Origin of the sequence: Salmonella sp. JXY0409-18, assembly GCF_020268625.1 — a bacterium.
Taxonomy (GTDB): domain Bacteria; phylum Pseudomonadota; class Gammaproteobacteria; order Enterobacterales; family Enterobacteriaceae; genus Salmonella; species Salmonella enterica.
In genome coordinates, this window is sequence record NZ_CP084216.1 from 2,285,007 (window position 1) to 2,311,167 (window position 26,161).

The following is a 26,161-nucleotide window of genomic DNA, read 5'->3' on the forward strand; positions in this document are numbered from 1 at the left end:
TTGTTTCCTTATTATTTCGTCACTGACGCTTGCGGCGACTTTTCTGAAGCGGAGGCAGTTCTGGCAATACCAATTCCGCTAAAACCATAAATTAATGCGAAGAAGATCGCCGCATAGCACTGGATAGCCCAGGGCAGAAGATCAAGCGTGCTAACGCCCAGCGTGGTCGCCATGTAGACACCAGCCGAGGTCCACGGCAGGAGAGGTTCGATAACGGTACCGGCATCTTCTATCGTCCGTGAAAGGTTTTTAGTATCCAGCCCCATACGACGATAGGCATCTTTAAACAGTTCGGCGGGAACTAACAATGCCAGTTTACCGTCGCTGGTCGCTCCTGTGACCAAAATTGTGGTGCCGATAGTGGCGGCAATGAGCTGACCAACGCTATGAATAATAGTCAGCAGCCGGTTAATGATGATCGTTAACGCGCCGGTTAACGTTAGCGCTCCGGCAAATGAAAAAGCGCAGAAAACTAACAGTATTGTTCCCATCATCGAGAACATTCCGCCCCGGTTTAGCAGGCGCGGAACATCGGCCACGACACCTTCAGCGCCTTGTGGGAACATGGCGATATCAAATCCATCAATGAAAGCGTCCAGTCCCTGTTTGATGCTCAGTCCCTGCATGATGACGCCGAGGAATAAGGCAAGTACGCAGGCGCTTAACATTAATGGGATGACAGGCTTCTTGCGAATTGCGCCCCACAGTACGATCACCGGCGGCAAAATAAGAACAATATTAAAATGGTATAGCGACTCCAGCGAGTGGATGATGTCCGTAACGCGCTGCGGCGTGGCCACCTCGCCCAGCATATTACTGTGTCCGGCGATAAGATAAACCACGGCGGCAAGCAGGAAACTTGGCAGGGTCGTCCAAAGTAAATGCTGAATATGCTCAAACAGAGTAGTGTCTGCGACAATCGCGGCAAAGTTAGTCGAGTCGGACAACGGTGAGATTTTGTCGCCGAAATAAGCGCCAGAAACGACGGCGCCAGCTGCTGCTGCAAGAGACACGTCCAGCCCGGCGGCAACCCCCATTAACGCAACGCCAACCGTCCCGGCGGATCCCCACGATGTACCGGTACAGACGGAGACCACGCTGGTTAAAAAGAAGGCTGCAATCAAAATATATTCCGGGCTTATGAGTTTTAGCCCCCAGTACACCATGTAGGGAATGGTGCCACTAAACATCCAGGTGCCAATCAAACCGCCCACGCAGATCAGGATCATGATAACCGGCATTGCTTTAGCCAGCTTATCCACCACTGAGTTGATGATGTCTTCCCAACAGTATCCTTGCCACCATGCAATGCCTGCCGCTACCGCCGCAGAGCACAGAAGGAGCGGTTCGATACGTAGCCCCATGATGCCGTAACCGATAATCAACAATAACAACATGGAGATGACTGGGATTAGCGCTAAACCCAATGACAGCGTTTTCTTCTTGTTTTGTGATGCACTCATAATGGAGCTCCGGTCAGTAAGGTAGCTCAAGGGTAGGGGGATACGCTTCTCACTACTGTGATCCATTACTTTCGTCCATGTAACCGATTACATGAGAAGGGTTAATTTGATAGTCATCACAGTTTTTACTGTTGACGACGCATTCATCGTGAAAAATAGGGCGCGACAGAATCGCGGATCACCAGTTCGGCATTGAAATGATTGCTGCTGGGCGGCGGCGTAATGCCCCGGTATAACTGTATCGCCAGTTGCGCGGCACAACGCGCCATTTGTTCGACCGGATAATGCATTGTTGTTAACGCCGGATAAAGATACCGGGCCAGCACCACATCATCAAAGCCGACAATAGAGAGCTGTTGCGGAAGCTGAACGCCGCGTTGATGAAGAATACGCATAATGCCAGCGGCCATCACATCGTTAAACGTGACCGCAGCCGTAAGGGGAAGCCCGCTATTGATAAGTTGATGCGCGGCCCGCTCGCCGCCTTCTTCGTTAAACGGAACGCTAATCACCCAGCGAGGGTCTGGAGAAATACCATATTCTTCCAGCGCCTGACGGTAACCATCAAGGCGTTCCTGACGATCGATAATTGGCAAGTCAGATGTCACACAGGCAATGCGCCGATGCCCGTTCGCCAGGAGATATCGGGTCGCTTCCCTGGCGGCGCTGCGATTTTCCAGCCAGATACACCGGTTGGCCATACCGGCGATATAACGATTAACAACAACCAGCGCTGGAAAGTGGGCTGCGTAGCGCAGCAGCTCTTTATCCGGTAATCGGCTGGCGTGTACAACAATAGCCTCACAGCCTTGATTAACCAGAAAATCCAGTCCCGCTTTTTCCATTTCTTCGTCGTGGCCGCCGCTACATACCATCAAGCGATACTGCTGCTTACGAGAAACATCTTCTACGCCGCGAGCAAGGCGGGCAAAAAAAGGATCGGCCAGATTGCCGGTTAACAATCCGAGCATATCGCCGCTGCGTTTCGCCAGCGCGATAGCGGCGGCATTCCGGCGATAATTGAGATCGCGCATGGCTTTCTCTACACGTTCGCGCGTGACGGGTTCAACCCACGCGGTCTGGTTAATGACGCGTGATACAGTCGCGGTTGATACACCGGCCATGGATGCAACATCCTTTATTGTCGCCATGTTAAGCTCATATTTGTTCGTTTAAAGGGTATCAAAGCCATTGATTATCATGTTACGTGGAAATCAGTGCAATCACTGCGGCGCAGCCTGAATTAGCCATTAAGAACTCAAAGAAAAAAAGATCTCATCCGGATTAATTTTTGCAGGAACAGCCACGTTAGGTATAGCTTCTCTTGCCATGCCGCAACTGACATTACTTTCAGCAGCAACGGGAATTACCGAATACTATACCCGCCTGACCGTGTCACTGGGCCGTACTCCCCTCAGTGTCATGCCGGAAGAAATTCGGCTTTGCTGATAAGCACAGCGGCTTGTCCGGTGGTGAGCCGGTAGTCACAGGGTAGGGGAGGAATACAGCCTATGGCGTTTCAATGTCTGAAAACACTACCACATCTTGTGTCAGAGGGCCGCTGCGCGCCAGGCCGTTTCGCAAAGTTCGATTATTTTTGCAGTCAGTACTGCCCTTAACAAATGGCCAGCTCGTTCACGACCTCAGCTACGCTCTTGATGCTGCGGATATTTCCAATGCCCGTGCCCAGCGCAATGTATCCTTCATCTGTATTACCTTCCAGCATGCCGATACGCAACCCTCGTAAACCTCCCATCGTCTGGGCCAGTTCTTCATTGCTTGCACCAGCTTTATCCATCGACACGAGCTTGTCAGCCAGCTTGCCAGGAAGTGAGCGGTAGTAATCTGGCAGGGTACGGAAAAGCAGCAAATCCAGGCCGTTAGCATTAATGATTTTATCCTTTACTGACTGCGGCACACGGCTTTCTTCTGTCCCAATAAACACCGAACCAGCAAAGACACCCTCTGCTCCCAGCGCATGGGCAGCACGGGCGGTACGGCTATCGGTAATCCCGCCTGCAGCCATGACGGGAACACTCCTCACCGAGTCCGCAATCAGCGGCACGATCGAAAAGGTGCCAAGCGCGGTGCCCGGCAATGTGCCACCTTCATCAAAACCTGTTGCAACAATAATGTCGGCGCCGACTTTTTCCGCTAAACGTGTATTTTCAGGTGTCGGATTAATATCGCGGTAAATAATTGCAATACCCGACGCTTTTAGTTCATTAAACAGCGAAGTGATAATAGCTCCTTCTCCGTAACCGGTATAAACAACAGCTTTTACTCCCTCTTCCTTTATTACCTGTAGGATAGGCGGAGTCCAGATGTCGTTTTCAGGGGTTGGAATAAGGTTCACCCCGAATGGTTTTTCGGTAAGTTTTTTGGTTTTACGAATTTCTTCACGCATTTTTTCTGCTGTTTCTTCAGGCGTTGATACAGCAGTTTCCGCTGTTAAGCCCGCATTTGGGCCAAGCACACCCAAACCACCGGCGTTGCTTACGGCTGCAACCAGTCTTGCATCGGTAAGCCAGGACAATGGGCCTTGTATAACAGGTTTTTCGATACCCAGAATCTGGCAGATACGGTTGTACTTCATGACGTAATCTCCTTCGAACAAATTTTCAGCCAGCCTTTTAGGCGACTGTGGTAGTTAATTAATCTGAAGAAGATCTTAAGCCTCTTTATTGTTACGAAAAACCATCCAATCTTTAAAACAGAATTACTGATAAAGTAACAATAGCCAGGTCGGATATGCACGAAAGAGCGTTATCAGAGATGTGCATCCGGACCAAAAACCTCGCACAGCCAGTCGATGAATACACGAACTTTAGGTGCCAGATACCGACGATCCGGGTAAAGCAGTGAAACCGGTTTTGGCGGGGGCGGGAAATCAGTGAGGATCTCTGTCAGCTCTCCACTGGCAATAAAGGGTGCAAGCGACGGACGCAATCCGTGTAGAATCCCCAACCCCGCCAGCCCACATGAAAGAAACGCTTCTGAATTGTCTACCAGGATGCTGGAGGGAACTTTTATTGACGCAATACTGCCATCAACCGTGAATTTCCACTCCATTATCTGCAGGCTGTGATTACTGAAAAAATTTACAGCCCGGTGGGACTTCATCAGCTCATCGATAGAGTGCGGCGTGCCATGCTTCGCAAGATAAGATGGCGCAGCACAAGTCACCATGGCTGCCGTTCCCAGACGTCTGGCAACAAAACTGGAGTCATTAAGCTCACCAAGTCGGATGACGCAGTCCACACGCTCGGCAATCAAATCAATCTTGCGATCGGACGTGCCAAGTACAATCTCAATATCCGGGTATCGGTTCTGAAAATCTCCAAGAGCCGGAATGATGACTGCCCGGGCGAGCGTAATAGGGACGTCAAGGCGCAGGCGGCCTTTCGGCGGTTGCGTGCTGGAAAATAATCGCCGGACGTCGTCCAGCTCGCTTAAGAGCAACAGGCAACGCTGGTAAAACTCTTCCCCTTCATCCGTCATACTGACCTGTCGTGTTGTGCGATGCAGGAGCTTAACGCCCAGATCATGTTCCAGATTCTGAACGGCGCGGGTAACAGCAGGGCGGTGCAGCTCAAGCACCTCCGCCGCGCGGATAAAGCTCCCTTGCTCTACCACATTGACATAAATATTCATGGCTTCCAGCATATTCAGCTGCATCTGTTCTCAGTCCTCAACCATTATTTGTGTCGAAGGGGGAAGCTCCTTATAACATTCCTGTCTGCTGGAACATATCCCTTTCTGAGCTGATTGTTTCATCTGGAGTAACATACTGCTATCGATATATGACTTTTACCGGGTGGTTGAGGTAAGACATGTCATTTGTAAAATCGCTACCAATTCTTCGCAACCTTTTTGGATGTTCGGCGGCGTCGTATACAAAAACAAACAGGCCAGGCGATACGGTTACGCATGTGCAGGTCATGCCAGGCGCGACGTTAATATACGAACCGATTATGTTTGACCGCCGCCGGTGTAGGTGGCGAGTGTGAATGCAAGACATTGGCAGACAGTGAATAATCAAACCTCATGAAATGAGGTTCCCATTGATTTTTTAGCCCATGTCAGCGCATGGAAAAAAGCCCGTCATTAAAACGGGAACTGTCGGAAATGGCTGTTGAGTCCTACGGCGATGCCGTGTTATCTGCAGCGCGTGAAACAGGCCTTGATGAAAAGAGTTTTACGTCTGAAATGCCGTGGGCGCTCGCTGATGCGCTGCGCGACGATTTCATCCTGGACTGACACACTGACAATGACGAACCGAACACAATAGCCGGTTTTTTTATGCCTGAGCGGCGTGTGCTGCGTGAAATCGTGTGCAGGATAGCGGGTGCAAATCAACAGAATTCGCTCAGCGTCACGGCAGGGAAGGGATCAAACTTATGGGCCAGAAGTTTTTTGACATGCACGAATCCAGCCGCCTTAACATGTCTTTTAAATGTTCTGGTGCATTTAACATAATATACATTATGCGCACTAATGTCGGGTAACGAGGATTGTAGCCAGATTGGTGCAGAGTTTAGTTCGCATAACAGTTGGATTGTCTTGCGCCCTCTGGTTCAGATTGAGGACTTCCTATGGCTAAGCTCTCACTGCGTTCGAGATATTGTGCTCGTTGTGATTTCTTCATTCACCTGACCGACATCATCAAAACCTGTTTCGTCTTTTAGCTTGTGCAAGTCTCGACATTAGCTGGATGTGATTCTGGTTACTGCAAACTGGAACGCTTCTTCTTTGTTTCGGCTATGTGCCCACTTCGGCATTAGTTGATTTTGGAATTCTTCTGATGCGTCAGTCGAGTTCGTCACCTTGGGGAAAGTGATGGATTCACATTTAAAGACTGATATTCGGCTATGCCGATATGCGCAGAGATTCGTTGTACTGCCCAACGTTAAACTTCGTAGCACTGGTGAGATTCCAGTACGCACGCCAATCTTGTTTACAATTTGAAGATTCTAGACACTGACAATTGTTATACAATTTTGGCTGTTGCTGTCCGACCTCCCATAGTGGATGCTCCGAAGAGCGATGGATTATTTCATCGGTAGCAAACGTCTTAGACCAGACGCTAAATCTGTCCGTGTTGTTGTAATGACAACGGCTACTCCATTCTAGGCTGACTCCCATACCAGTAGCGTAGCAATACTAAGAAGACAACTTAGACGGATAGTGAAATGTCATTAGTAATTGCTTCTACGAAGCTGTTGTTTTAACTGTACCCATTGATTCAGAATCTTTCAGCCTTAAGCAAGCTGATGGACTATGAGTGTTAACGGCTTTCCGGTGCACTGGATACAAGCTGTTGGCTTGCTTCGCTTAAAGCAAATGGGATGGAAGATTCAGGACTAGCTACCCTACTCTTTCATGGCTCTAAAGCAATTATCATGACATTTCTTTGTTATGAGGAATTGTTATGCGCCTGTATTGTGAAATGTATCGAAAGTAGTGCGTGTGTGTATCGTGGATTCATGACTGCCAAAAAGCGGAGAGTGTTCCCAGCTTCCATTGTACACACACTCAACAACTTTCACTTTTGAGTTAAGGTTTAAAATTAATAGACGCGTCTTTAATAATACTGTACACGGATTGGTTAGGCACTTTTGGAAATTCGTCTATTGAATTTAGACCTTCCTTAAGGTAATTACAGAAATCATTATCGCCATTGTATGAATCAGTCCCTGTTAATTTTCCATCGGGTTTCATGTGAATAACTACAGAACACCGCTTACCTTTATAGGTATCCCATGCCGGAAGTTTACTGCGAATCATACCTGACACCTGGGCGGTATATGCGGATATTTCTGCCATAGAGGCGCCGCCAGAACTGGTACTGGTGTGTGTTTTAGGTGCACTCTTACCTGAGCCAAGCTCACCAAGCATTTCATCTACATCTGAGGTGGCCTCGGCTTTTTCTCGCGCTGCCTTTGCTTTCGCTGCTAAAGCTTTCTCTGCTGCTGCTTTCGCTGCGGCCTGTTCTTTTTCTTCCTTGCTCATGCTTTGCATCTTCTGGTATTCAGCGTCAGCTTTAGCTTGATTTGCCTCAAGAGATTGCTCTAAAGAAATGATTTCTTTCTTTACCGTTTCATCAACAAGTTGTGCTGCCTGTATCTTTCTTGCATCTATCTGCTCTGGCGACTGAGGTTGAGGCTCTATTGTTAATAGCAAATTAATAGCCGTTTCAGTATCTGAATTGTAGCTATCGTAATCACCCTGCACATACTTATCAGCGGCATTTCCTATAAGAGTCTGAACTCTTTGGGTGACATCATCATTCCAGTCATAAGCGTAAGAAATTGAAGTCCATGCAGCAGGAATAATCAAAGCCATTAACTTCCATTTAGAAAGTTTCATTTGTTTTCCTTAGAATTAATTATGGAATATATAAAAGAAATGGAAGTAAGAATGGGATAGTGCAAATACTTAACTTTAGAGCAGTTCTGGAAGATTAGTTGGAAGTGATTTCTTTTCTTTATTCCTATTCTCTTAATCTTTAGTTATCAGCTCAAGCCGCATGGCTCTCTTGCAGAGGGCTAAAGGCATTATACAAATGGCTAAAAATCCTGTCAGTAGCCGGAAGTGCTAATTTAGCTCACATTATGAACAATTATATAAATGCGCACAAATACCTAATTGCGATCATTTATTGATCTCATTGTACTAGTTAGATAGTGCGCGCAGTATTTAGTCAAAGTCGGGTTCGGTGGATAATACAGAATACAATCCCTTTCACATCCAACTAATGCCCCATCTGGCACGACTCTACAGCGTTCTCAGGGCTTTCTCTTCCCTACCCTCATAATCCCTTAGCTCATTCCAGAACCTCTCTCCGTGACATTGAGAGGCTTCCTTATCTGGTCTAACCACTAATAATGTCACATTTCTTTGGTAATACCAAAAATACTATTTTTAAACAAGGACTGAAATAAATGAATTCTATTTCTTCACCTACTTCTCATGCAAGCTGTTCAACTTCTCAGGCTTCATATCCTGATGACCTAATCAATAGCACTCTTGTTTCATTATTCTACCTGACAAGTGATGGTGGATTTATGAGTAAGAATGGATATATGCCATGTCATCGGGAGAAAGATGGAAAGCTTCAGATTGAAGTAATCACTAATGACTATTCTTTCTGGATGAATGCGAAAGAGATTTCTCTTCGTCTTAATGAAATGCAACGCAGACGCTTAATGTCAGACCGTTCAGTTCACTACGCCATCGTTGATGGGAATGGGAAGTTTCGTTGTAACCATCGAATCAAATCGTGGAAAGAAATGCAACTGGAACAATACCAGGATATGTCCAGAGGTTATATGCAATGAACTCACCTCACTACTTTTCAGCAAAAGCGCTGAATGATGAAATTATTGCCCGCCTTTTAAAAGATGAAGACCGTCTGGTTATCAGCAAAAGCTTTAGTGGGGACAACCATTGTGGCTGGCATATCACAGCACCACGTTATCTATGGATAAAAGCAGGCGTTCATCCTGTCTGGATTCGTGAATCAAAGGGCAACAAACTACAATCCAAAGTTGGAACTAAACGGATGAAACGAGCAAGGCAATTGCTTTCTTTATCTTTGCAGGAAAACAAATCCATCTCTTTCACCCAACCACTTCCAGCACAAGTTTTTCATTCAAATTTGTGCGCATAAGGAAAAATACAATGTCTCAGACAAAACCAACGTTTAATGCGAAAACTACCTCTTGCGCGGTTCCATTGCCTACAGGCAAATGTGTTCAGCCAATGGCTACAAATAAACTTCCAGAGCAGATACCAACTCCGCAGAGTGATATCCCATATATGCAATATACAAGTAATGGAGTATTGGTTGCACGATGAAAAGCAAACTCAGAAAGATGGTTAATAAGACCAAAACTCAGGCTGTCGTGAGTCGTAAAGCCAACCTGAAAACAAAACAACTATCCCATGTCTGCGAAGCAGAATATAAGGAGGCTGACAATGGCCATTATCCAGAGCGCAGCATGAAGCAAACAAAGCTAATGGTGCGTATCACATTGACCGTCATGGGAATCGTGTTGCTCCTGCATTAGCTCGTTCTGCACGTTCAACAGATGTAGTAACAGGCGTTCGTCATACTGCTGCAAATTCAGCTATTGATAAAGATGTATTCAATGACCCATTAAAGCTACAGATTATATCTCTACGGGCTTGTGGCCGTCATGCAGAGGCTGACCGTTTAGAGGGCGTGAAGCGTTAAAAATAATGCGCTATATAGGGCTACAGCACGTCGTGAGACGTTAAGCCCTGTCATTCAATTGCCCATTATTAAAACCTCTCAGAATGGCATAGAGCGCGCTTAATAATGGATGATTATTTTTTAATCATTATTGCCACGTTTTTATTTATGAATTTTTTTTTAGCTCCATGCAGTGAATGCCTGAATTGAAGGTGTTGATGAAAGTAGGACCCATTCCAACTTCATTCTTCCTTCTGTTGATTCTCATTCATTCTATGGAGTATCCGATGAAATACAATTACACCACAGATTACAATCATCCTCATTATTATTCAGGCAATATCTTTACCTCTAATCGTTACGGTCGATATCGCATTCTTGGCAAGTTGCTCAATCATAATCGTCGTGGTTATTATGTCATTCAGTTTGAAGAAACTGGACACACAACCAAAGCCTATTGTTCAGCAATCAAATCTGGAAAAGTTGCCGACCGTTCATATGACTTCGGCAATGAAGAAGAACGACGAGAAGCGTTAATGCGTCCTGTTATTCATGGTGTTGGCTATATCGGAATTGGACAGTATCGTACCTATGTCCCCTACACTCCCGAGACATATGGACAGAGAACAAAGGAGTATGTGCTCTGGCAAAATATGATTGCTCGTTGCTACTACACCAGAAATGGAAAGCAGGTTCACAAGGGATACAAAGGTGTGGTTGTGTGTGAACGCTGGCATTGCTTCCAGAACTTCTATTCAGACCTTCCAGCAATTCCCGGATATAGCAACTGGAAAGATAATCCAGTGAAGTATGAGTTTGATAAAGATTATTCCCATCGTCGTTATTACTCACCAGATACAATGTGTTTCATTCCAACCAGTGATAATGCAAAAGAAGCTGGTTTGAGAAATCAGGCAATGAAGATAGCCAAGTCAGACTATTACTCCATAAACAAGAATCGAGAATCCATTGTTGATGAAGCCAAAGAGGCTTTGATAATTGATTATGAGATTGTGATGAATGGAAACACTCACACTATTATCACTGATACACCCTATGGAACAACAATCTTCTTCCCATTAACAAAGAAGATAATGCGTCATTGTTCCATTATTGATGGTGACGTTCATGTCTTCATCCAGTATGTCCAGTGGTTGCAACGTCAATGGATAGAAAGAAACCCGTTCATTGACTGCTATGAAGTGATGTGATTAAACAAAGGGCATTGTTAATCTGCGGCTATGCCGCTATGCAGTGTCCTTGATTGAATCACAAACGATTAATAATAAAGATTCAAAATACAACTTGTGGGATAAGTCTGTTTGCTTCGCATATTGACACATGATGCTGTCGCATCTGTCACCATAATTGCAAAGCAATTCTGTCGCCAGTCGCTCCGCTCTTTATCGCTCAAGCTTCCAGCTTGTCGCTTATTGGTGCAGCCATCTGGTTATGAGTCTTGAGGGGAAATAGCGTGTTCCACGCCATTTCACAATCCAATACATTATGCGCACCATAATTGTAACTGCAATATTCTGATGTCACTTTTAACCCATAGGATGTCACTTTTTCTGGCATAAAGGGTCCAATCCTCAGGCCATGGAGACATCAGGATGCTTGTGACTATGTCAGATAAAGAACTTCGTCGGATCAACGTCATTCAGTCAGTTGTTGAAAAGCGCATGCGCCGGCGTGATGCAGTTCAGCAGCTTGCTCTGTCGGAACGTCAGACACAGCGTTCAATGAATCGTTTTCGCGAGTCTGGTGCTGCTGGCCTGACAAACCTTCGGCGTGGACGCCCCGGTAATCACAGGCTTCCTGAGTCACTGAAGCTGCGTGTTCTTTCATTACTTCACGATCATTACAGCGACTTTGGACCAACACTGGCCGCAGAAAATCTTGAGCAACACGGCAAACCCCTGGCGTTCTACAGTGACAAGCATGGTATTTTCAGGGTCAACGTTCACTCAAATATCAGGTGTTCGACAAACTGGAATGTGTCGACCAAGGGCAAATCGTTGATAACAAACGCCTTGGGGCTGTTCTGAAGCTGGCGCAAAGAAAAATGGATGAACTCGAACGCGATGGTAAGCGTGATCGGAGCAAAAAGATGCCTAAACGACGCGCACAGGCCAGGGTTCAGGAGCAATTGAGAGCCGCTGGCTAACCCTGAAGAGTTCAGATCCAGCCTTAAACGTTAGCCCCCTCCCCACTCCAAAGACATAACCCCGCACTCCTCTGAAGTTAGGGGTTATCGTCGATGAATGAAGTTTATACGTGCCTACTAAACGATATACTTTTGGCAGGTGCAATTACGTAGCTAAAAATTAATTCATCTCTATCATCAGCATGTCTACCACGATAGAGAACTCGTTCTATTTTTACTGCTAAATAATATCCATTTTTATTTTGCAATACAGCCAATTCCCCTTCCTTCAACGAAGTGGAACTATCTTCATTGTAAAACGAGTTACATTCGGCATTATTAATTTGTTCAATTTCAGTAATTCCAGTTGGAATACGCAAAGAATGAATGCTTTCTTGTCTATTGTATATCCATATACTTCCTTTGCTGCATCTGGACCAAGATAGCTCGAAAGCCATATCTCCAGCACCAACCCAGAATTTTCCGTTGTTCAGCGTAGGGTTGAATGTAACAGTATTCGTTAAGGCAGGACTAACAAAGCTCTCTGGAATATCAAACACTATAGGTTCAACTGCCACAGGTTGCCGATTAAAAGGGTTTTCACCACGTGGTGGCCGTGGTTGAACACTTTCTCCCCACAAATCTGCGATAAGTTGTCTATAGCTTTGTTCGTAATTTTCTGATGAAAAATCTAACCATAAACGCGTTGCTACAAATGTCGGCACATTTGATTGCTCGTTATTAATAACTATAGGTATGACTCTATTGCTTCCTAAGTCTCTCATAATTTGCGAAGTAATAATCATTTTTTCATAGCCCACTCCACCACTTTGCATTGCATTTGCTTTTCTGACATATTCATCAGTGCAAACAACAATTACACGGTCCGAGTCACTAAGCCCTGATTCCATAAAATGTGGTAAATCACCTCCGATTTTCAAGTCCCATTGGTCAAGAGTAACTGCAACACCATTTCCCTCTAATCTGGTTGCGAGAGTAAGAACCCAGGCCTTATGAGCAGTTGAATCATGAGAATATGATATGAATACTTTTGGTGTTGGTTGAGATTGAAGCATAGAGCCCTCCAGGCAAGATAATACTGATAATCGCGCCAAATGAGTGTGGGTACAAGGGGGTGAGTGCTTAGAAAGTGACATTTTAAACTGGCTAAAACAGGTGACATTTTAAGCTTGCAATAACAAGAATAGCAGAGGGCTAAAAGCAGCCCCCCAGCGTGAATCAGTCATACAACCAGCGACCAGCCCTGGCAGACTCAATGAGCATACCTATCGTGAACTCCGGCACCTGAGGAATATCGTTTTTGCGAAACGGATTAAGCAAATGCTTTAGCGGTGGTTCTGGCGGATAGTATGTTGTGATCGAGAAATTCCCTCTATCTACATTAAATGTCGTAAAAAAATCATCCATCAATGCCAGTGCTTCATCATCTTCCAACCGTAAATCTGAATCCACATCTGTTGACGGTGTCAGTTCTTTTTTCTTAAAAGGGTAAATTCCATCATGGCTTCTTACCAGTTCATAAATCCGCTGTTCGAGAGTATCACTTACCATATTTTATCGCTTCCTCTGGCAATACGGTTGTAATCCCTGACTGTACGATATGCAATCTGCGACACGTCAGAGGCCAGAATAATCCATCCGACAACAGGTATAGCACGACCGGTAAACGCGCTAATTTTCGCAACCATTTTTATTTTTAACGTTGATGGCGGGTATCCACCTATCACAGATGGCAACTGTATTCCCCAAGGAAATTTAGCAATACCAAATACTTTACGAGAACCACGGGAAGCTAACGATGTACCCTCAATAGCACCACGCGGTTTTGTCCGCGTAGGCAAAACATTCAATCCAGCCACAATAGACACTATCGCCCCAAAATCCTGAACACCCAACTGATTGGCAGTGTTTTCGCAGAAAATCATAAACAGCAACTGACTAGCAGTCAGATTTGAACGTCCGGCATAAAAATAAGTGCTATTAAGCTCTTCAACTGTATCCATACTCTAATTTCCTGATTAAATTAACTTTATGCATTGGCAATGCAACCACTTTATAGGATTGTTATAACACATTTGTTTGTCGTGTGCTTGAATTAGACAATGGCAAGCTGGTGCGCACGCTGTTAACGTTCCTGGTAATCGATACAAGCAGTTAGGTTCTGGACATCTGAACTTAGCCTTGAAAAAACCGTCAGCTGCCCGCATCACTGACCGGGCTGGAGCTGAATCCCCTTCGTGAAGGATGCTTTTATTAGTACTATTAAAGGTGCTATATTTAGTCATCAACCAGGAGGTAAATTATGGCATTTCAAATTTTAACGACTACTGCAGCAAGCATTACAGAACTGAAACGTGATCCAATGGGAACTTTCAATGCCGGAGATGGCGCTCCAGTTGCCATTCTTAACCGTAATGAACCGGCTTTCTACTGTGTGCCTCCGGCACTTTATGCTCATCTTATGGATATTCTTGAGGATGAAGAACTCGGTCGTATTATCGATGAGCGTGCGAATGAACGCGTCATTGAGGTCAACATTGATGACTTATAAGCTGGCATTTAACGAATCAGCACTAAAAGAGTGGAAAAAACTGGGTCATACCATACAGGAACAGTTTAAAAAAAAGCTAAGGGAACGGCTTGAAAACCCTCGGGTTCCGGCTTCTCAATTACATGGAAGAAAGGATCAGTACAAAATTAAGCTGCGTGGTGCAGGATACAGACTGGTGTACAGCGTCGAAGATGAAATTATCACGGTAACTGTCATTGGTGTTGGAAAGCGTGAAAATGATGCCGTCTACAAAGTGACACAACACAGAAGCTAATCACTCAGGAAATGCCCTCTTTCCCCGTCAAGCGATACGACAAACAGGCTCAGTTCTTTTATGTGACGGCACCTTGACATATGTCACGTATATGAAACTATGGCCTACGTTGTGTATGGTAGGCAGTCACACAGACGGCACGCCGGAGCCTGATTTTCAAAAACAAGTGAGGCTTGCTTTTGAAAACCTGAAAGCAACACTGACTGCAGCAGGATGCACATTCGATGACATAGTGGATGTCACCACATTCCATACCGATCCAGAGCAACAACTTAACGACGTTATGGCGGTGAAACAGGAGATATTTGCCCATCCCCCTTATCCTAACTGGACCGCTGTTGGCGTTACCTGGCTGGCCGGCTTTGATTTCGAAATAAAGGTTATTGCCCGAATCCCCTGATGCTTATTCTCGGTAAAACCGGTAGCATTATGTGTACCGGTTTTATTTTATTCATCCCTGCCCTTCATCCTGTATGATTAACATGCAATCACCAAACATATCGAACTGACATGACTGGATATCTTCTGAGGCATAGGCCTTCATGAGTAGATCAACCCCAGCAAACTGACCGGTTAACACCATATGCGTCGTTTTTGGCTGATGTAAGTTCGTTAGCAGGCAGTCAACCACTTTCAGTTGATAGCCTGGATGTATATAAAGTGCAGTCCAGCCAGAACTTGCTTTGAGGCAATTGTGCTCCCTCGAATACGCGGATTCCAGGCATCGTGTAACGGTAGTTCCTACGGCAAAAATACGTCCGCCATTTTGCTTCGCAGTATTAATGATATCCGCTGTTGCTTGCGAAACCTCGTAATATTCTTCGTTGATAGTCACTTCCTCTACACATTTTGTTTGTATTTTTCTGTTGGACAACATTTCTGTTGATGCAACATGTAAAGTAATAAAAGATATTAACCCACCTTTATCTTTGATTCTTTGGATAAGATCCCAGGTAAAATGAATGCCGGCAGAAGGTATTTCCAAAGAGCCATACTTTTTAGAAAAAACGGAACGGTAAGCATCTGGATATTTATAAAACAAGCTGGAGTCCACATACTCATCAAGACGCTCACCATGACTGGCTAAATAGCAAATTAAGGCCTCATGATTTTCCACGACGGCTCGGTACTGGCTCTCTTCGCTAAACTTTTGCTCTATTTTAATGGAAATTCCAGGGTTATCAACCAAATAGAAAACATCATTCGCGTTAAGTCTTTCTTTTAAAAGTCCGGAAATAATTACTCTATTATTTGGTAAAAATCCCTCTAAAACAATTTTAATTAATCTATTCCGTCTTGTTTTACAGATAAACATATGGTTTATTATAGTACTGTCGTTAAAACAGATTACATCACCTTCTTTGATATAATCTGTTACTTTACTAAAGTCTACCTTATGAATTTCCCCTTTACTCCGGTTGAGGACAAGCATTTTACACTTTTCCCTGTATGAATCATTGGCTATCCAATGAGGTCTGAGTGGGATAGTCATCTGATCGGTAATGCGAAAATTATATTTTTCGGTAAGCATATATTTACCCTTTGAAAAACCATTGATACGGCGATTGTTATATAGCCGTATTCTGCAGTATACGTTAGCCTTTCAAAGGGTGAAAATTAACTCGATAAATGTTGTTGTTATATTTACTTTGCTGGCTATTTAATCAATGTCAGATACCGATATTAACCTGGACGATCGGATTTGACCGCCCTTTTCTTTTGCTTATTCCGGCATTGGAGCATCGCTATCCATTGCATCGGCAAACTTTTGCATTAACCGAACAAAGACATCAAGTTCATCCTGAGGCCAGTCTTTAAAAACAACTTTGCCCATTTGCTCTCGCGCAGCGTCTATACGCTCCGTCATCGCCTTTCCTGTCCGGGAAATAACGGCCTCGCGTATACGACGATCGATGGCATTATGCTGCCGTATTATCAACCCCAACTTCTCCAGTTTGGCGACCTGTCGGCTTACCGTCGTATAATCACGACCGGCACGTTCGGCTAACTCAACAACGCCAATCGGCCCTAAACGTTCGATACTAATAAGGATCGAAAATAGCGCACGATCGAGTTGAATCCCCGCCTCTGCAATTAATTTCTCATCATTACGAGGCCGGTTAAGCGCGCTCACCACGCGAATCAACGCACCGTGAAGCGCCTTCATTTGCTCGGAAATATGTGTATCTTGCACATTTTTATTTTCTGACATAGCATGTCTCCTCTTATGTGCATAATACACATATCGGAGAGACGATGACAAGATACACCACTACAGATGTACTGATCTGCGGCGCTGGCGTAACCGGGCTTACTTTAGCCATCGAACTGGCGCGTCACGGGGTCTCATTTCGCCTGATTGAGAAAAGAACGACGCCTTTTACCGGCTCCCGCGGTAAAGGTATTCAGCCGCGAACGCAAGAAATCTTCGAGGATCTTGGAATACTCAATAAAGTGATCGCCGCCGGCGGACTCTATCCCCGATTACGAACCTACCGTCACGACGGAAGCTATGTAGATTCAGATATTGCGCATCATACAAAACCGACCCACGCCGAACCCTACCATCTGCCATTGATGGTTCCACAGAACGTGACAGAAACGATTATGCGAGAGCAATTAAAAGCGTGGGGACATCGGGTGGAGTTCGGCTGCGAATTACGACATTTTGCGCAAACCCCACGCACGGTCACCGCGTATGTTGCCGGGCCGGCTGGAGAAGAGGTCATCATCGCTCATTATTTGATAGGCGCGGATGGCGGCGGAAGCTTTGTCAGAAAGAAATTAGGCGTCAGCTTCCCCGGCCATACGTTGGGAATCCATGCGCTTGTGGCTGACGCTTCACTTTCCGGTCTGAACCGGGATGTATGGCACCATTTTAACGATGGCGATATGGCGCGGATGATAATGATTTGCCCTCTCGCCGGCACGCAGCTCTTTCAAATCCAGGCATTGTTGGCCCCGGACGACTCGCAGAATTTCTCAGCCGACGTGCTCACGGCTTTTCTTACTGAGCGAATCGGGCGGAAGGATGTTCGCATCCATTCGATTCCCTGGGTATCGAAGTACCAGATGAATGCGCGCATAGCGGAACATTACCGTGTGGGTAAGGTATTTTTAGCCGGTGATGCCGCTCATGTGCATCCGCCGACGGGTGGGCAAGGGTTAAATACCAGCATCCAGGATGCCTATAACCTGGGATGGAAAATGGCAGCCTCGCTGCGGGGCGCAGGAGAAGAGCTTCTCGATAGCTATGAACAGGAACGCCGTCCGGTAGCCGAATCACTGCTCCACCTTTCTACCCGATTACTTGACTCTCAAAAACAGGGCGGCATCAAACGAGAACGCGACGTTCAACAACTTGACATCCAGTATACCAACTCCCCCTTAGCCCACACGTTGCCCGAACGTCAGCATGGGTTACAAGCGGGAGAAAGAGCGCCGGATGCTCCTCTTTTGGGCGCCGGCGGCCAATCATTACGATTATTTCAGTTACTACAAGGTCCGGACTGGAATCTGTTGGCCTACGAAACCCACGGTAAGGTCATCGATGCGCGGCGAGGTCTGCGTATTCATCACATTGGCGAGCAGGACGAACTCATCGATACCCTGGGGCACTTCCGGGAGTCCTATCAACTGGCGCCGGGTCAATGCGTGCTGATCCGACCCGATGGCTATGTCGGCGCGTTCTTTCACAGCAAACAGTGCAACGATATTGAAAATTATCTCTCTCGTTTTGCCATAGGGATTAAAGATGAATACTAATGTCTATGAGAACACCGACAGCGAAACTATCACCCCGCTCAACAAGCGGCGTATTTTGCCTGTTTTCCTGCTTGTCGGCCTTTACGCCGCCAGTACAGCGGCAGTGATGTCGGTACTGCCTTTTTATATCCGCGAGATGGGCGGTTCGCCGCTTATCATTGGAATCATCATCGCCACTGAGGCTTTTAGCCAATTTTGTGCGGCGCCCCTGATTGGCCACCTTTCCGATCGCGTTGGCCGCAAGCGAATACTGATTATCACGCTGACTATTGCGGCGATAAGTTTACTATTACTCGCCAACGCGCAATGTATCCTGTTTATCCTGCTCGCCCGCACGCTTTTTGGCATTAGCGCCGGGAATTTGTCAGCCGCCGCAGCCTATATTGCCGATTGTACGCACGTCAGAAATCGGCGCCAGGCAATCGGTATCCTCACAGGCTGCATTGGTTTAGGCGGTATTGTCGGGGCAGGCGTTTCAGGGTGGCTATCGCGTATCAGTCTGAGCGCGCCGATCTACGCCGCCTTTATACTTGTCCTTGGGTCTGCCCTGGTCGCGATTTGGGGGTTAAAAGACCCGTCCACAACATCACGTACCGCAGATAAAATAGCGGCGTTATCTGCCCGCGCTATTTTAAAGATGCCAGTCCTTCGCGTCTTAATCATCGTAATGCTTTGTCATTTCTTCGCCTATGGCATGTACTCTTCACAATTACCTGTTTTTCTTTCTGACACCTTCATCTGGAATGGGCTTCCCTTTGGGCCAAAAGCGTTAAGCTACCTGTTAATGGCGGACGGGGTTATTAATATTTTCGTTCAGCTATTTCTGTTAGGTTGGGTGAGCCAATATTTTTCGGAGCGAAAGCTAATTATTCTAATCTTCGCCCTTCTTTGTACTGGATTTCTCACTGCGGGTATCGCCACGACCATACCAGTGCTTATTTTTGCTATCGTTTGTATTAGTATCGCTGATGCGCTAGCCAAACCCACTTATCTTGCCGCCTTGTCCGTCCATGTATCGCCTGCCCGACAAGGTATCGTCATCGGAACGGCGCAGGCATTAATCGCAATCGCTGATTTTATATCCCCCGTATTGGGCGGATTTGTCCTGGGTTATGCCCTGTATGGTGTCTGGATCGGTATAGCTATCTCTGTCGCCATTATTGGTCTGGTGACGGCAATGATTTACCTTTCAAAAAGTTCAGTGCTAATAGCGAAACCAGAAACAGAATAATGTGACAACGTCACAAGCATTATTACTCCCTTCTTCCCTTATTTATCAAAAGTATTGTACTTATATTGAATGTTTAAGAGGTATTTATGGAAATTATGCTGGTTGGCATTTGCCCTTGTAAAGCGCGGGGAAAGCATGAAAAAAATATATCTCGTTGTTATCGTACTGTTTTTTATTTCTACAAAAGTTTATACACTACTTCATAACAACATCTTCTTTTGTCGAAACAGCCCGGAGTGTGATTTGTCTCATGTTCTCCCCGACTACCGGGAGAAGATTTCAGGCACACCGCTAAAATATACCTTGATTAGTACAGCTCCATTAGCACAGGTGGTAGTCAGACACTATGAATTATTATCGCAACACTGGTCGCCAGATGACATGGTAACCCCTGCGCAATGGCGACATAACGTTGATATTTATATCCCTGAAACGGCAAAAGAGCACCATGCTTTGGTGGTTGTAAACAACGGAATTAATTATGATAAAGGCGTACAAATCACTGGTAAACCCGGTGATTTCCCCCAGGAAACACTGGCAAGCATCGCCCGTGATACGAATACCATCGTAATATCAGTGAGTGATATACCTAACCAATATTTAACCTTTCAGGATGATAAAAAACCACTGAAAGAGGACGAGAGCGTTTCCCGAAGCTGGGCATTATTTATGGAAGCGCCGGAGCAACGTGAGTTAATGCCCTTAAATATTCCTATGGTCACTGCCCTATCGCAAGCGATGAGATTAGCAAAAAAGGAGTTAACGCAATGGAATATAAATTCCTTTATCATTACAGGTATTTCAAAGCGTGGGTGGACCACCTGGTTGTCAGCTATTGCCGATCCTGATGTTGAAGCAATTGTTCCCTTCGCCATTGATCTACTTGATATTGATGCTTCACTTGAGCATATTTATCAATCATACGGTGGAAATTGGCCCATTACATTCTACCCCTACTACCAGCAAGGCATAGATGAGAAAATAAAATCCCCCACATTTACCCAGCTAAGGCAAATAATAGATCCGTTAAGATATCTCAACACTATTTATCAACCCCGCCTTGCAATACCGAAATATATTATTAATGCAAGCGGCGATGATTTTTTCGTACCAGACAATACTCGCTTTTATTATAGCAAACTCCCTGGCGTAAAATCATTACGTATAGTGCCTAATATGAACCACTACTCAATTAACCAGTTCGCTGAAGAAAGCCTCGTTCCATTTATTAATAGGTTTCAAAGTAAAAAAACATTACCACAGTTGATCGGCCTTATTCACCACCATCTTCTTACGGTCTATTTCTCAGAAGCGCCGGTAAAAGTCGTTCGCTGGACAGCCAACAATCCAAATGCGCGTGATTTCCGTTATGCCTGTGGCATCCGCTATCAGCCGCTTACAATAGATATTCCCGCCAACAATAAGATCAGTATTACGTTAAATGAACCGAAGACAGGTTGGGAAGCTACCTATATCGAAGCCACTTTTAATGATGGCTATGTCGCCACGAGTCAGGTTTATATTACGCCCGATGAAAAATACCCACAGACAGCGCCACCTTCTGTTAACGCCGCATGTCAAACGTTACCGGGGCGTGGATTAGGGGAAAACGATAGCCCCGATTGAATTTTCAAGTAATTATCTGATTTTAAAGAATTTTATCCATCACGCTTGCGATGGATAAAAATCCTCTGCGATAAATTTTTGTTATATTGATCACGTTCTAACCACAAGAGAGGTGATTTGAAAATAACCTTAAAATATTGTGGTCAGGCCGCTAGACCACAATAAGAGGATTAATCATGAAAAGAAAAACAATGGGATGGCTTATCGTTTTTCTTCTATTTATAGTTTACATGCTCAACTATATGGATCGTTCAGCATTGTCGATAACTGCCCCCTTGATCGAAAAGGAGTTAGGATTTAACGCCGCGGAGATGGGAATGATCTTCAGCGCATTTTTTATCGGATACGCCCTGTTTAATTTTATTGGTGGCTGGGCCAGCGATAAAGTTGGGCCAAAAACGGTTTTTCTCATCGCAGCGTTACTATGGTCTGTATTTTGTGGCTTAACTGGTTTAGTCACCGGATTGTGGACAATGCTTATCGTGCGCGTTCTTTTCGGTATGGCTGAAGGACCGGTCAGCGCTGCCGGAAATAAAATCATCAATAACTGGATTTCCCGAAAGGAGTCTGCCACGGCGATCGGAATTTTTAGCGCCGGTTCCCCGCTCGGCGGCGCGGTGTCCGGGCCGATAGTGGGCCTGCTGGCGTTATCCTTAGGCTGGCGCCCCGCATTTGGCATTATTTTCTTATTTGGCCTGGCCTGGGTACTGCTCTGGTACTTTATCGTTAGCGATAAGCCAACAATGAGTAAACGCCTGGCGCCGGAAGAACGCATTGATTTTGAAAATCATGAGGACGTTATTTTATCTGATGATGGCCGGGCTACGCCTTCACTCGGCTATTACATGAAACAACCAATGGTATGGGCGACAACTCTGGCTTTTTTCAGCTATAACTATATTCTTTTTTTCTTCCTGACCTGGTTCCCAAGTTACCTGAACCATTCGTTACATCTCGATATTAAAGAAATTAGTATCGCCACGGTAATTCCCTGGGTCATCGGCGCCATTGGTATGGTGCTCGGCGGCGTCTGTTCTGATGTAATTTATCGGATTACCGGTAATGCTCTGCTCTCACGTCGACTTATTCTGGGCGTATGTCTGGCAGGCGCAGCGGTATGTGTTGCCGTTTCCGGTACTGTTAGCACTATTGGTAGCGCAATTACGCTCATGTCAGTTTCACTCTTCCTGCTCTATTTAACGGGCCCAATTTATTGGGCGGTTATTCAGGATGTTGTTCATAAAGATAAGGTAGGGAGCGTCGGCGGAGCCATGCATGGCCTGGCTAATATATCCGGTATTATCGGTCCGCTTGTCACCGGTTTTATCGTTCAATTTAGCGGTAAATATGACTATGCGTTCTATCTGGCTGGTGCTATCGCTATCGTTTCAAGCCTGTTGGTCTTCGTGTTTGTAAAAAGTAAAGGATTCAAAGCCAATGAAAGTCAAAGCTGTGTTCATTAATAAGCCTGGTGAAGTTGAAACCCGCTGGGTGGATTATCCCCATAAGAAAGAAAATGAAGTATTAATTAAGGTTGATGCTGCAGGCATTTGCGGATCGGATATCGGGGCTTTTCGTGGAACGAACCCACTTGTTACTTACCCAAGAATTATTGGGCATGAAGTGACCGGAATTGTTCTTCAGGAAGGCGCCGGAATGCCGGACAATATTAAAAAAGGCGACCGCGTGATTGTTGACCCCTATATTTATTGTGGTCACTGCTACCCTTGCTCTGTCGGCAGAACTAACTGTTGTGAAAATTTAAACGTCATTGGCGTGCATGTCGATGGCGCAATGCAGGAGGTGGTTACTCATCCCGCACATTTAATTCATAAAATACCAGATAATGTACCTTCTGAAATGGCGCCGCTGGCAGAACCGCTGACCATCGCTCTGCACGCGCTGCATCGGGCAAACGTTAAGGCCGGGGAATATGTTGCCATCATCGGCGCGGGGGCCATTGGTCTTATGGCGGCATTAAGCGCGCGTCATTACAAGGCAACGCCTATTCTGATCGATATTGTGGAAGAAAGGCTACGCTATGCGCAAAAGCTTGGCGTTCCCTATGTGCTGAACGCCGCTGACGATCAGGTTATCGACGCTATTAAAAATATCACCCACGGCACCATGGCGCAGGTCGTGATAGAAGCTTCCGGCGCAAATAGCGCTATTCGAAATACGCTTGATTTAGCATCGTTTGCTGGTCGTATTTCGTTTACCGGATGGCCAAAACAGGAAACGTCGCTGCCGACGAACCTGATCACCTACAAAGAACTGGATTTACGCGGTTCCCGCACCAGTGCCGGTGAATTTGATGAGGCATTACGCATGCTGTCAACGCTGGAGATTAATCCGCAAGATGTTGTCAGTAAGATCGTCAATCTTGATGAGATCCCTGATGCAGTTAAAGAGCTTGATCGCTATCCGGAGCGCTACTTAAAGATTAATGCTGTTTTCCATTGATTTACGGCGAGTTCTACCGCATGGCATGACCGCCATGCGGTGTTATTCATCGACAAACTTAGCCGCCGACAATCTTTCTCACATAGCGTAAATGTTCCAGAGATCCCTCATAGGCGCTGTCAGCATCAGACTGGCGCATCGCATCCACTATCGCTTTATGTTGTTTGTTGAGATTAAGTAAAACATTTCTGTCTCCAGACTGCTCATCAAGCCCGGCATAAGGGATATTAATCCGTTGTTCCCATAACATACGGGACATATCGAACAACACCCGGTTACGGCTGGCCTCAGAGATCGCAAGGTGAAATTCTTTATCCAGCGAGTAAAAGCCGTGGACGTTATTATCGTTAATGGCTTGATCCATACGATGATAAATCGCCTCTATTTGGTTGATGACGTCAACGTTATCGTTTTGTGCGGCTAAGCGCGCACAATGGCTATCGACCAGCTCGCGAGTAGAGAAAATTTCTTCGATGGTATAGTCGCTGGCAAGGTGTTTTTTATCTGAAACGATAACCCCATTACCGGACTGAATCACGATCCATCCGGAGATCTCCAGTACAATAAGGGCTTCTCGCAAGGAGGCGCGGCTCACGCCAAGCTGTTTTGCCAGTTCGCGTTCTGGCGGTAAAAAAGTTCCCGGGGGAAAAATATTATCATTGATCAGCTTAATGATGAGGTTGGCTATCTTCTGATAGAGCCTCTCCTGCCTGACCTCAGGTATAACCATGCGCCCTCCAATCCATATCCAGGGGATTTTGAATGGATTTAGCATACCATCCTGGCGCTGGTGATCGTGATAATTAATTACCGTGCATGATAAAGAGAAGCAACCGCCGGTAGTCTCCATTACCTTCGCTGAGACTACCGGGGAACCTAAACCGAGACGAGCGATTTATCCTTTGACGTTGATTTTCTCGAACACGGGCGCAGTCGCGTTCTTAAACTGAGAAAGAGACCAGGTTTTATAGTTGATATCATTGTAGCCGCGCACCATCATCTCACCGTGCGTTAAGTCAGACAGCGTTGTCCAAACCGTATATTCTGAGACCGGTTTGCGGGTGGCGTTGCCTTCCCCTTCACTCCCCATATAATCAACCGTAATATTTTTCGGACGATCGAAACGGCTCATAATATGCGCAAGCGTATTCATTGCATCGTGGGCGGATGTCGCTTGCGGCGCATATGTGGTGTAATAAACGCCGCGTATAAAACGGGAAACCGACGTATCGGACGATGGCAAGTCTGCAATAGCAATCCCGCTATCAGGCTGCATCACTTTTATCCCGCCCAGTGTGCCTGAAGAGCGGTCCACATTGGTTAATTGCGTATAGTTATTCAGATTTGTCAGATGCCAGGGGAATGCGGGACCATTTGTCATCACGCGAGTGGGATTGTCATAGACATGGAATTTGCCATTTTCCACTTCAACGACAATGCTTCCTCCTTTCTTGTCGTAAAACGCATAATGAAATGGCGATTTAAGATCGCCAAACCGATGCAGTTCCGGTGACCAGAATTTACCCTCTTTTATTGCCTGTTTTACCTCGCCGACAGTAGCAAAACGGGCCAGCGCCCATTCTCCCAACGAGGTGACAGGAATTGCCTGTTTATATTCATTCGCGGGCAATGGCGGCAACTGCGCATTCATGATCATGTTTTCACTAAATGACAATCCCGCGCTATTCATGCCTTCAAGTATGTCTCTGCTATCGCCATCAGTAATGGTGGAAGTAATGGCCAGTATCGGATATTTCGCCTGATAGCTCACTCCCTGACTGCCATCCGGCGTTTTTTTATCAAACTGTGTTCCCGCCGGATAATACGTTAACCATGAGGGTAAATCCTGCATATATTCCAGCGTACGTCCATGAAAAACATCGCCTTGTTTATCCTGAATAGCAAGGGTTGTGCAGGCCTGTGCAGCCAGGGCGTATGAAAACAGCGCCGGAGCGATAAATAACATTGCTTTACTTTTTTTCATCATGCTCTCCTTGTTTGTAGAATGGATTGGATGAATATATTAAATTAAATCTATCAATGGTTATGCAGCACGTAATTAATTGTGATCTTATTTTACAAGCTAATAAATTTAACTGACGGGTTTAAAGGAGAGTTAAACACAGCGAACTAACATGAAACGCGTTATCCGTGTGACCATTTAAAAAAATCCCACCATGTTATAAATAAATCTTATCAACATTAAGAGATACCTTCACAACGCTATATTTACTCCACATCACCAATAACATTAAATTAATTTATGTTTTTGAGTAATGTGAGTAGCACACATGTAATCGGTTGTTACGAATTAGAAACATAATTGCTACTAAAACACGTTGAGAAAGACAAGAAATGCAACATATGATGCCCACACTAACTATAGTGGTTTGGGATAAACGT

General features: G+C 45.6%; 24 protein-coding genes and 3 pseudogenes. 15 read left to right on the forward strand and 12 right to left on the reverse strand.

Annotated elements, in window-relative coordinates; genetic code table 11:
- Nucleotides 1–11 precede the first annotated feature (11 nt).
- Nucleotides 12–1,463: a Na+/H+ antiporter NhaC gene (gene nhaC, locus LDB27_RS10965; protein ID WP_001276630.1), complete on the reverse strand. Its 1,452-nt coding sequence runs from the start codon at nt 1,461–1,463 to the stop codon at nt 12–14.
- Nucleotides 1,464–1,606: 143 nt separating this feature from the next.
- Nucleotides 1,607–2,614 (reverse strand): LacI family DNA-binding transcriptional regulator, encoded by a 1,008-nt coding sequence (locus LDB27_RS10970; protein ID WP_000201083.1) that lies wholly within the window; start codon nt 2,612–2,614, stop codon nt 1,607–1,609.
- 89 nt (nt 2,615–2,703) lie between these two features.
- Here LDB27_RS10970 and LDB27_RS10975 point away from each other — a divergent pair.
- Nucleotides 2,704–2,831: pseudogene (locus LDB27_RS10975) on the forward strand (hypothetical protein); the annotation flags it as partial.
- Between the two features lie 247 nt (nt 2,832–3,078).
- Here the strand turns inward: LDB27_RS10975 and LDB27_RS10980 are convergent.
- Nucleotides 3,079–4,059, reverse strand: coding sequence for an NAD(P)H-dependent flavin oxidoreductase (locus tag LDB27_RS10980; protein ID WP_000876808.1), 981 nt, complete (start codon nt 4,057–4,059; stop codon nt 3,079–3,081).
- Nucleotides 4,060–4,232: 173 nt separating this feature from the next.
- Nucleotides 4,233–5,141, reverse strand: coding sequence for a LysR family transcriptional regulator (locus tag LDB27_RS10985; protein WP_001176636.1), 909 nt, complete (start codon nt 5,139–5,141; stop codon nt 4,233–4,235).
- Between the two features lie 411 nt (nt 5,142–5,552).
- Here LDB27_RS10985 and LDB27_RS10990 point away from each other — a divergent pair, with 411 nt between their 5' ends.
- Nucleotides 5,553–5,723 carry a DUF29 family protein gene (locus tag LDB27_RS10990; protein WP_000415761.1) on the forward strand — a complete coding sequence of 57 codons (171 nt, stop codon included), beginning with the start codon at nt 5,553–5,555 and terminating at the stop codon, nt 5,721–5,723.
- A gap of 1,296 nt (nt 5,724–7,019) precedes the next feature.
- Here the strand turns inward: LDB27_RS10990 and tolA are convergent.
- Nucleotides 7,020–7,832 (reverse strand): cell envelope integrity protein TolA, encoded by an 813-nt coding sequence (tolA, locus tag LDB27_RS10995; protein WP_001530186.1) that lies wholly within the window; start codon nt 7,830–7,832, stop codon nt 7,020–7,022.
- Between the two features lie 575 nt (nt 7,833–8,407).
- Here tolA and LDB27_RS11000 point away from each other — a divergent pair.
- From LDB27_RS11000 to LDB27_RS11020, 5 genes and pseudogenes are all read left to right on the forward strand, one after another.
- Nucleotides 8,408–8,803, forward strand: coding sequence for a hypothetical protein (locus tag LDB27_RS11000; protein WP_223173008.1), 396 nt, complete (start codon nt 8,408–8,410; stop codon nt 8,801–8,803).
- Nucleotides 8,800–9,135, forward strand: a complete 336-nt coding sequence (locus LDB27_RS11005; RefSeq protein WP_001530147.1) for a hypothetical protein — start codon at nt 8,800–8,802, stop codon at nt 9,133–9,135. The genes LDB27_RS11000 and LDB27_RS11005 overlap by 4 nt, the downstream gene beginning before the upstream one ends.
- Nucleotides 9,136–9,319: 184 nt before the next feature.
- Nucleotides 9,320–9,535 (forward strand): hypothetical protein, encoded by a 216-nt coding sequence (locus tag LDB27_RS11010; RefSeq protein ID WP_001530185.1) that lies wholly within the window; start codon nt 9,320–9,322, stop codon nt 9,533–9,535.
- Nucleotides 9,536–9,968: 433 nt separating this feature from the next.
- Nucleotides 9,969–10,892 (forward strand): hypothetical protein, encoded by a 924-nt coding sequence (locus LDB27_RS11015; protein WP_023230780.1) that lies wholly within the window; start codon nt 9,969–9,971, stop codon nt 10,890–10,892.
- A 414-nt stretch (nt 10,893–11,306) separates the two neighbouring features.
- A pseudogene (locus tag LDB27_RS11020) lies at nt 11,307–11,882 on the forward strand (helix-turn-helix domain-containing protein).
- Nucleotides 11,883–11,952: 70 nt separating this feature from the next.
- Here the strand turns inward: LDB27_RS11020 and LDB27_RS11025 are convergent.
- The 3 genes from LDB27_RS11025 to LDB27_RS11035 form a co-directional block, all read right to left on the reverse strand.
- Nucleotides 11,953–12,903 (reverse strand): toll/interleukin-1 receptor domain-containing protein, encoded by a 951-nt coding sequence (locus LDB27_RS11025; protein WP_000941990.1) that lies wholly within the window; start codon nt 12,901–12,903, stop codon nt 11,953–11,955.
- Nucleotides 12,904–13,066: 163 nt separating this feature from the next.
- Nucleotides 13,067–13,399 carry a DUF1493 family protein gene (locus tag LDB27_RS11030; RefSeq protein ID WP_000253166.1) on the reverse strand — a complete coding sequence of 111 codons (333 nt, stop codon included), beginning with the start codon at nt 13,397–13,399 and terminating at the stop codon, nt 13,067–13,069.
- Nucleotides 13,393–13,851, reverse strand: a complete 459-nt coding sequence (locus tag LDB27_RS11035; RefSeq protein WP_000381836.1) for an STM2901 family protein — start codon at nt 13,849–13,851, stop codon at nt 13,393–13,395. Before LDB27_RS11035 ends, LDB27_RS11030 begins: the two co-directional genes overlap by 7 nt.
- A 299-nt stretch (nt 13,852–14,150) precedes the next feature.
- On the opposite strand from LDB27_RS11035, the gene LDB27_RS11040 reads away from it, so the two are divergent.
- The 3 genes and pseudogenes from LDB27_RS11040 to LDB27_RS11050 all read left to right on the forward strand — a co-directional run.
- Nucleotides 14,151–14,399 (forward strand): type II toxin-antitoxin system Phd/YefM family antitoxin, encoded by a 249-nt coding sequence (locus tag LDB27_RS11040; RefSeq protein ID WP_000885424.1) that lies wholly within the window; start codon nt 14,151–14,153, stop codon nt 14,397–14,399.
- Nucleotides 14,389–14,673, forward strand: a complete 285-nt coding sequence (locus tag LDB27_RS11045) for a type II toxin-antitoxin system RelE family toxin (protein WP_000221344.1) — start codon at nt 14,389–14,391, stop codon at nt 14,671–14,673. Before LDB27_RS11040 ends, LDB27_RS11045 begins: the two co-directional genes overlap by 11 nt.
- 118 nt (nt 14,674–14,791) lie before the next feature.
- Nucleotides 14,792–15,073 (forward strand): annotated as a pseudogene (locus LDB27_RS11050) (RidA family protein); the annotation flags it as partial.
- 51 nt (nt 15,074–15,124) lie between these two features.
- Here LDB27_RS11050 and LDB27_RS11055 read toward each other — a convergent pair.
- Entirely contained in the window at nt 15,125–16,204 is a 1,080-nt protein-coding gene (locus tag LDB27_RS11055) for an S-adenosylmethionine:tRNA ribosyltransferase-isomerase (RefSeq protein ID WP_000954705.1), read from the reverse strand.
- A 192-nt stretch (nt 16,205–16,396) separates the two neighbouring features.
- On the reverse strand, nt 16,397–16,885 hold the full coding sequence (locus tag LDB27_RS11060; protein WP_001293633.1) for a MarR family winged helix-turn-helix transcriptional regulator: 489 nt from the start codon (nt 16,883–16,885) through the stop codon (nt 16,397–16,399).
- A gap of 44 nt (nt 16,886–16,929) precedes the next feature.
- Here LDB27_RS11060 and LDB27_RS11065 point away from each other — a divergent pair, with 44 nt between their 5' ends.
- The 5 genes from LDB27_RS11065 to LDB27_RS11085 all read left to right on the forward strand — a co-directional run bounded on the left by LDB27_RS11065 (nt 16,930) and on the right by LDB27_RS11085 (nt 23,758).
- Nucleotides 16,930–18,438, forward strand: a complete 1,509-nt coding sequence (locus tag LDB27_RS11065) for an FAD-dependent oxidoreductase (protein WP_000199421.1) — start codon at nt 16,930–16,932, stop codon at nt 18,436–18,438.
- Nucleotides 18,428–19,669, forward strand: a complete 1,242-nt coding sequence (locus LDB27_RS11070) for an MFS transporter (protein WP_001095723.1) — start codon at nt 18,428–18,430, stop codon at nt 19,667–19,669. The genes LDB27_RS11065 and LDB27_RS11070 overlap by 11 nt, the downstream gene beginning before the upstream one ends.
- 69 nt (nt 19,670–19,738) lie before the next feature.
- Nucleotides 19,739–21,295 carry a PhoPQ-activated pathogenicity-related family protein gene (locus tag LDB27_RS11075; RefSeq protein ID WP_000476906.1) on the forward strand — a complete coding sequence of 519 codons (1,557 nt, stop codon included), beginning with the start codon at nt 19,739–19,741 and terminating at the stop codon, nt 21,293–21,295.
- Nucleotides 21,296–21,471: 176 nt separating this feature from the next.
- Nucleotides 21,472–22,758 carry an MFS transporter gene (locus LDB27_RS11080; RefSeq protein WP_000824236.1) on the forward strand — a complete coding sequence of 429 codons (1,287 nt, stop codon included), beginning with the start codon at nt 21,472–21,474 and terminating at the stop codon, nt 22,756–22,758.
- Nucleotides 22,733–23,758: a zinc-binding alcohol dehydrogenase family protein gene (locus LDB27_RS11085; protein WP_000864927.1), complete on the forward strand. Its 1,026-nt coding sequence runs from the start codon at nt 22,733–22,735 to the stop codon at nt 23,756–23,758. Before LDB27_RS11080 ends, LDB27_RS11085 begins: the two co-directional genes overlap by 26 nt.
- 58 nt (nt 23,759–23,816) lie before the next feature.
- On the opposite strand, the gene LDB27_RS11090 is transcribed toward LDB27_RS11085, so the two are convergent.
- Entirely contained in the window at nt 23,817–24,608 is a 792-nt protein-coding gene (locus LDB27_RS11090; RefSeq protein ID WP_072208654.1) for a FadR/GntR family transcriptional regulator, read from the reverse strand.
- 45 nt (nt 24,609–24,653) lie between these two features.
- Complete coding sequence (locus LDB27_RS11095; protein WP_000976504.1) at nt 24,654–25,745, reverse strand: choloylglycine hydrolase family protein; 1,092 nt, start codon at nt 25,743–25,745, stop codon at nt 24,654–24,656.
- Nucleotides 25,746–26,161 lie beyond the last annotated feature (416 nt).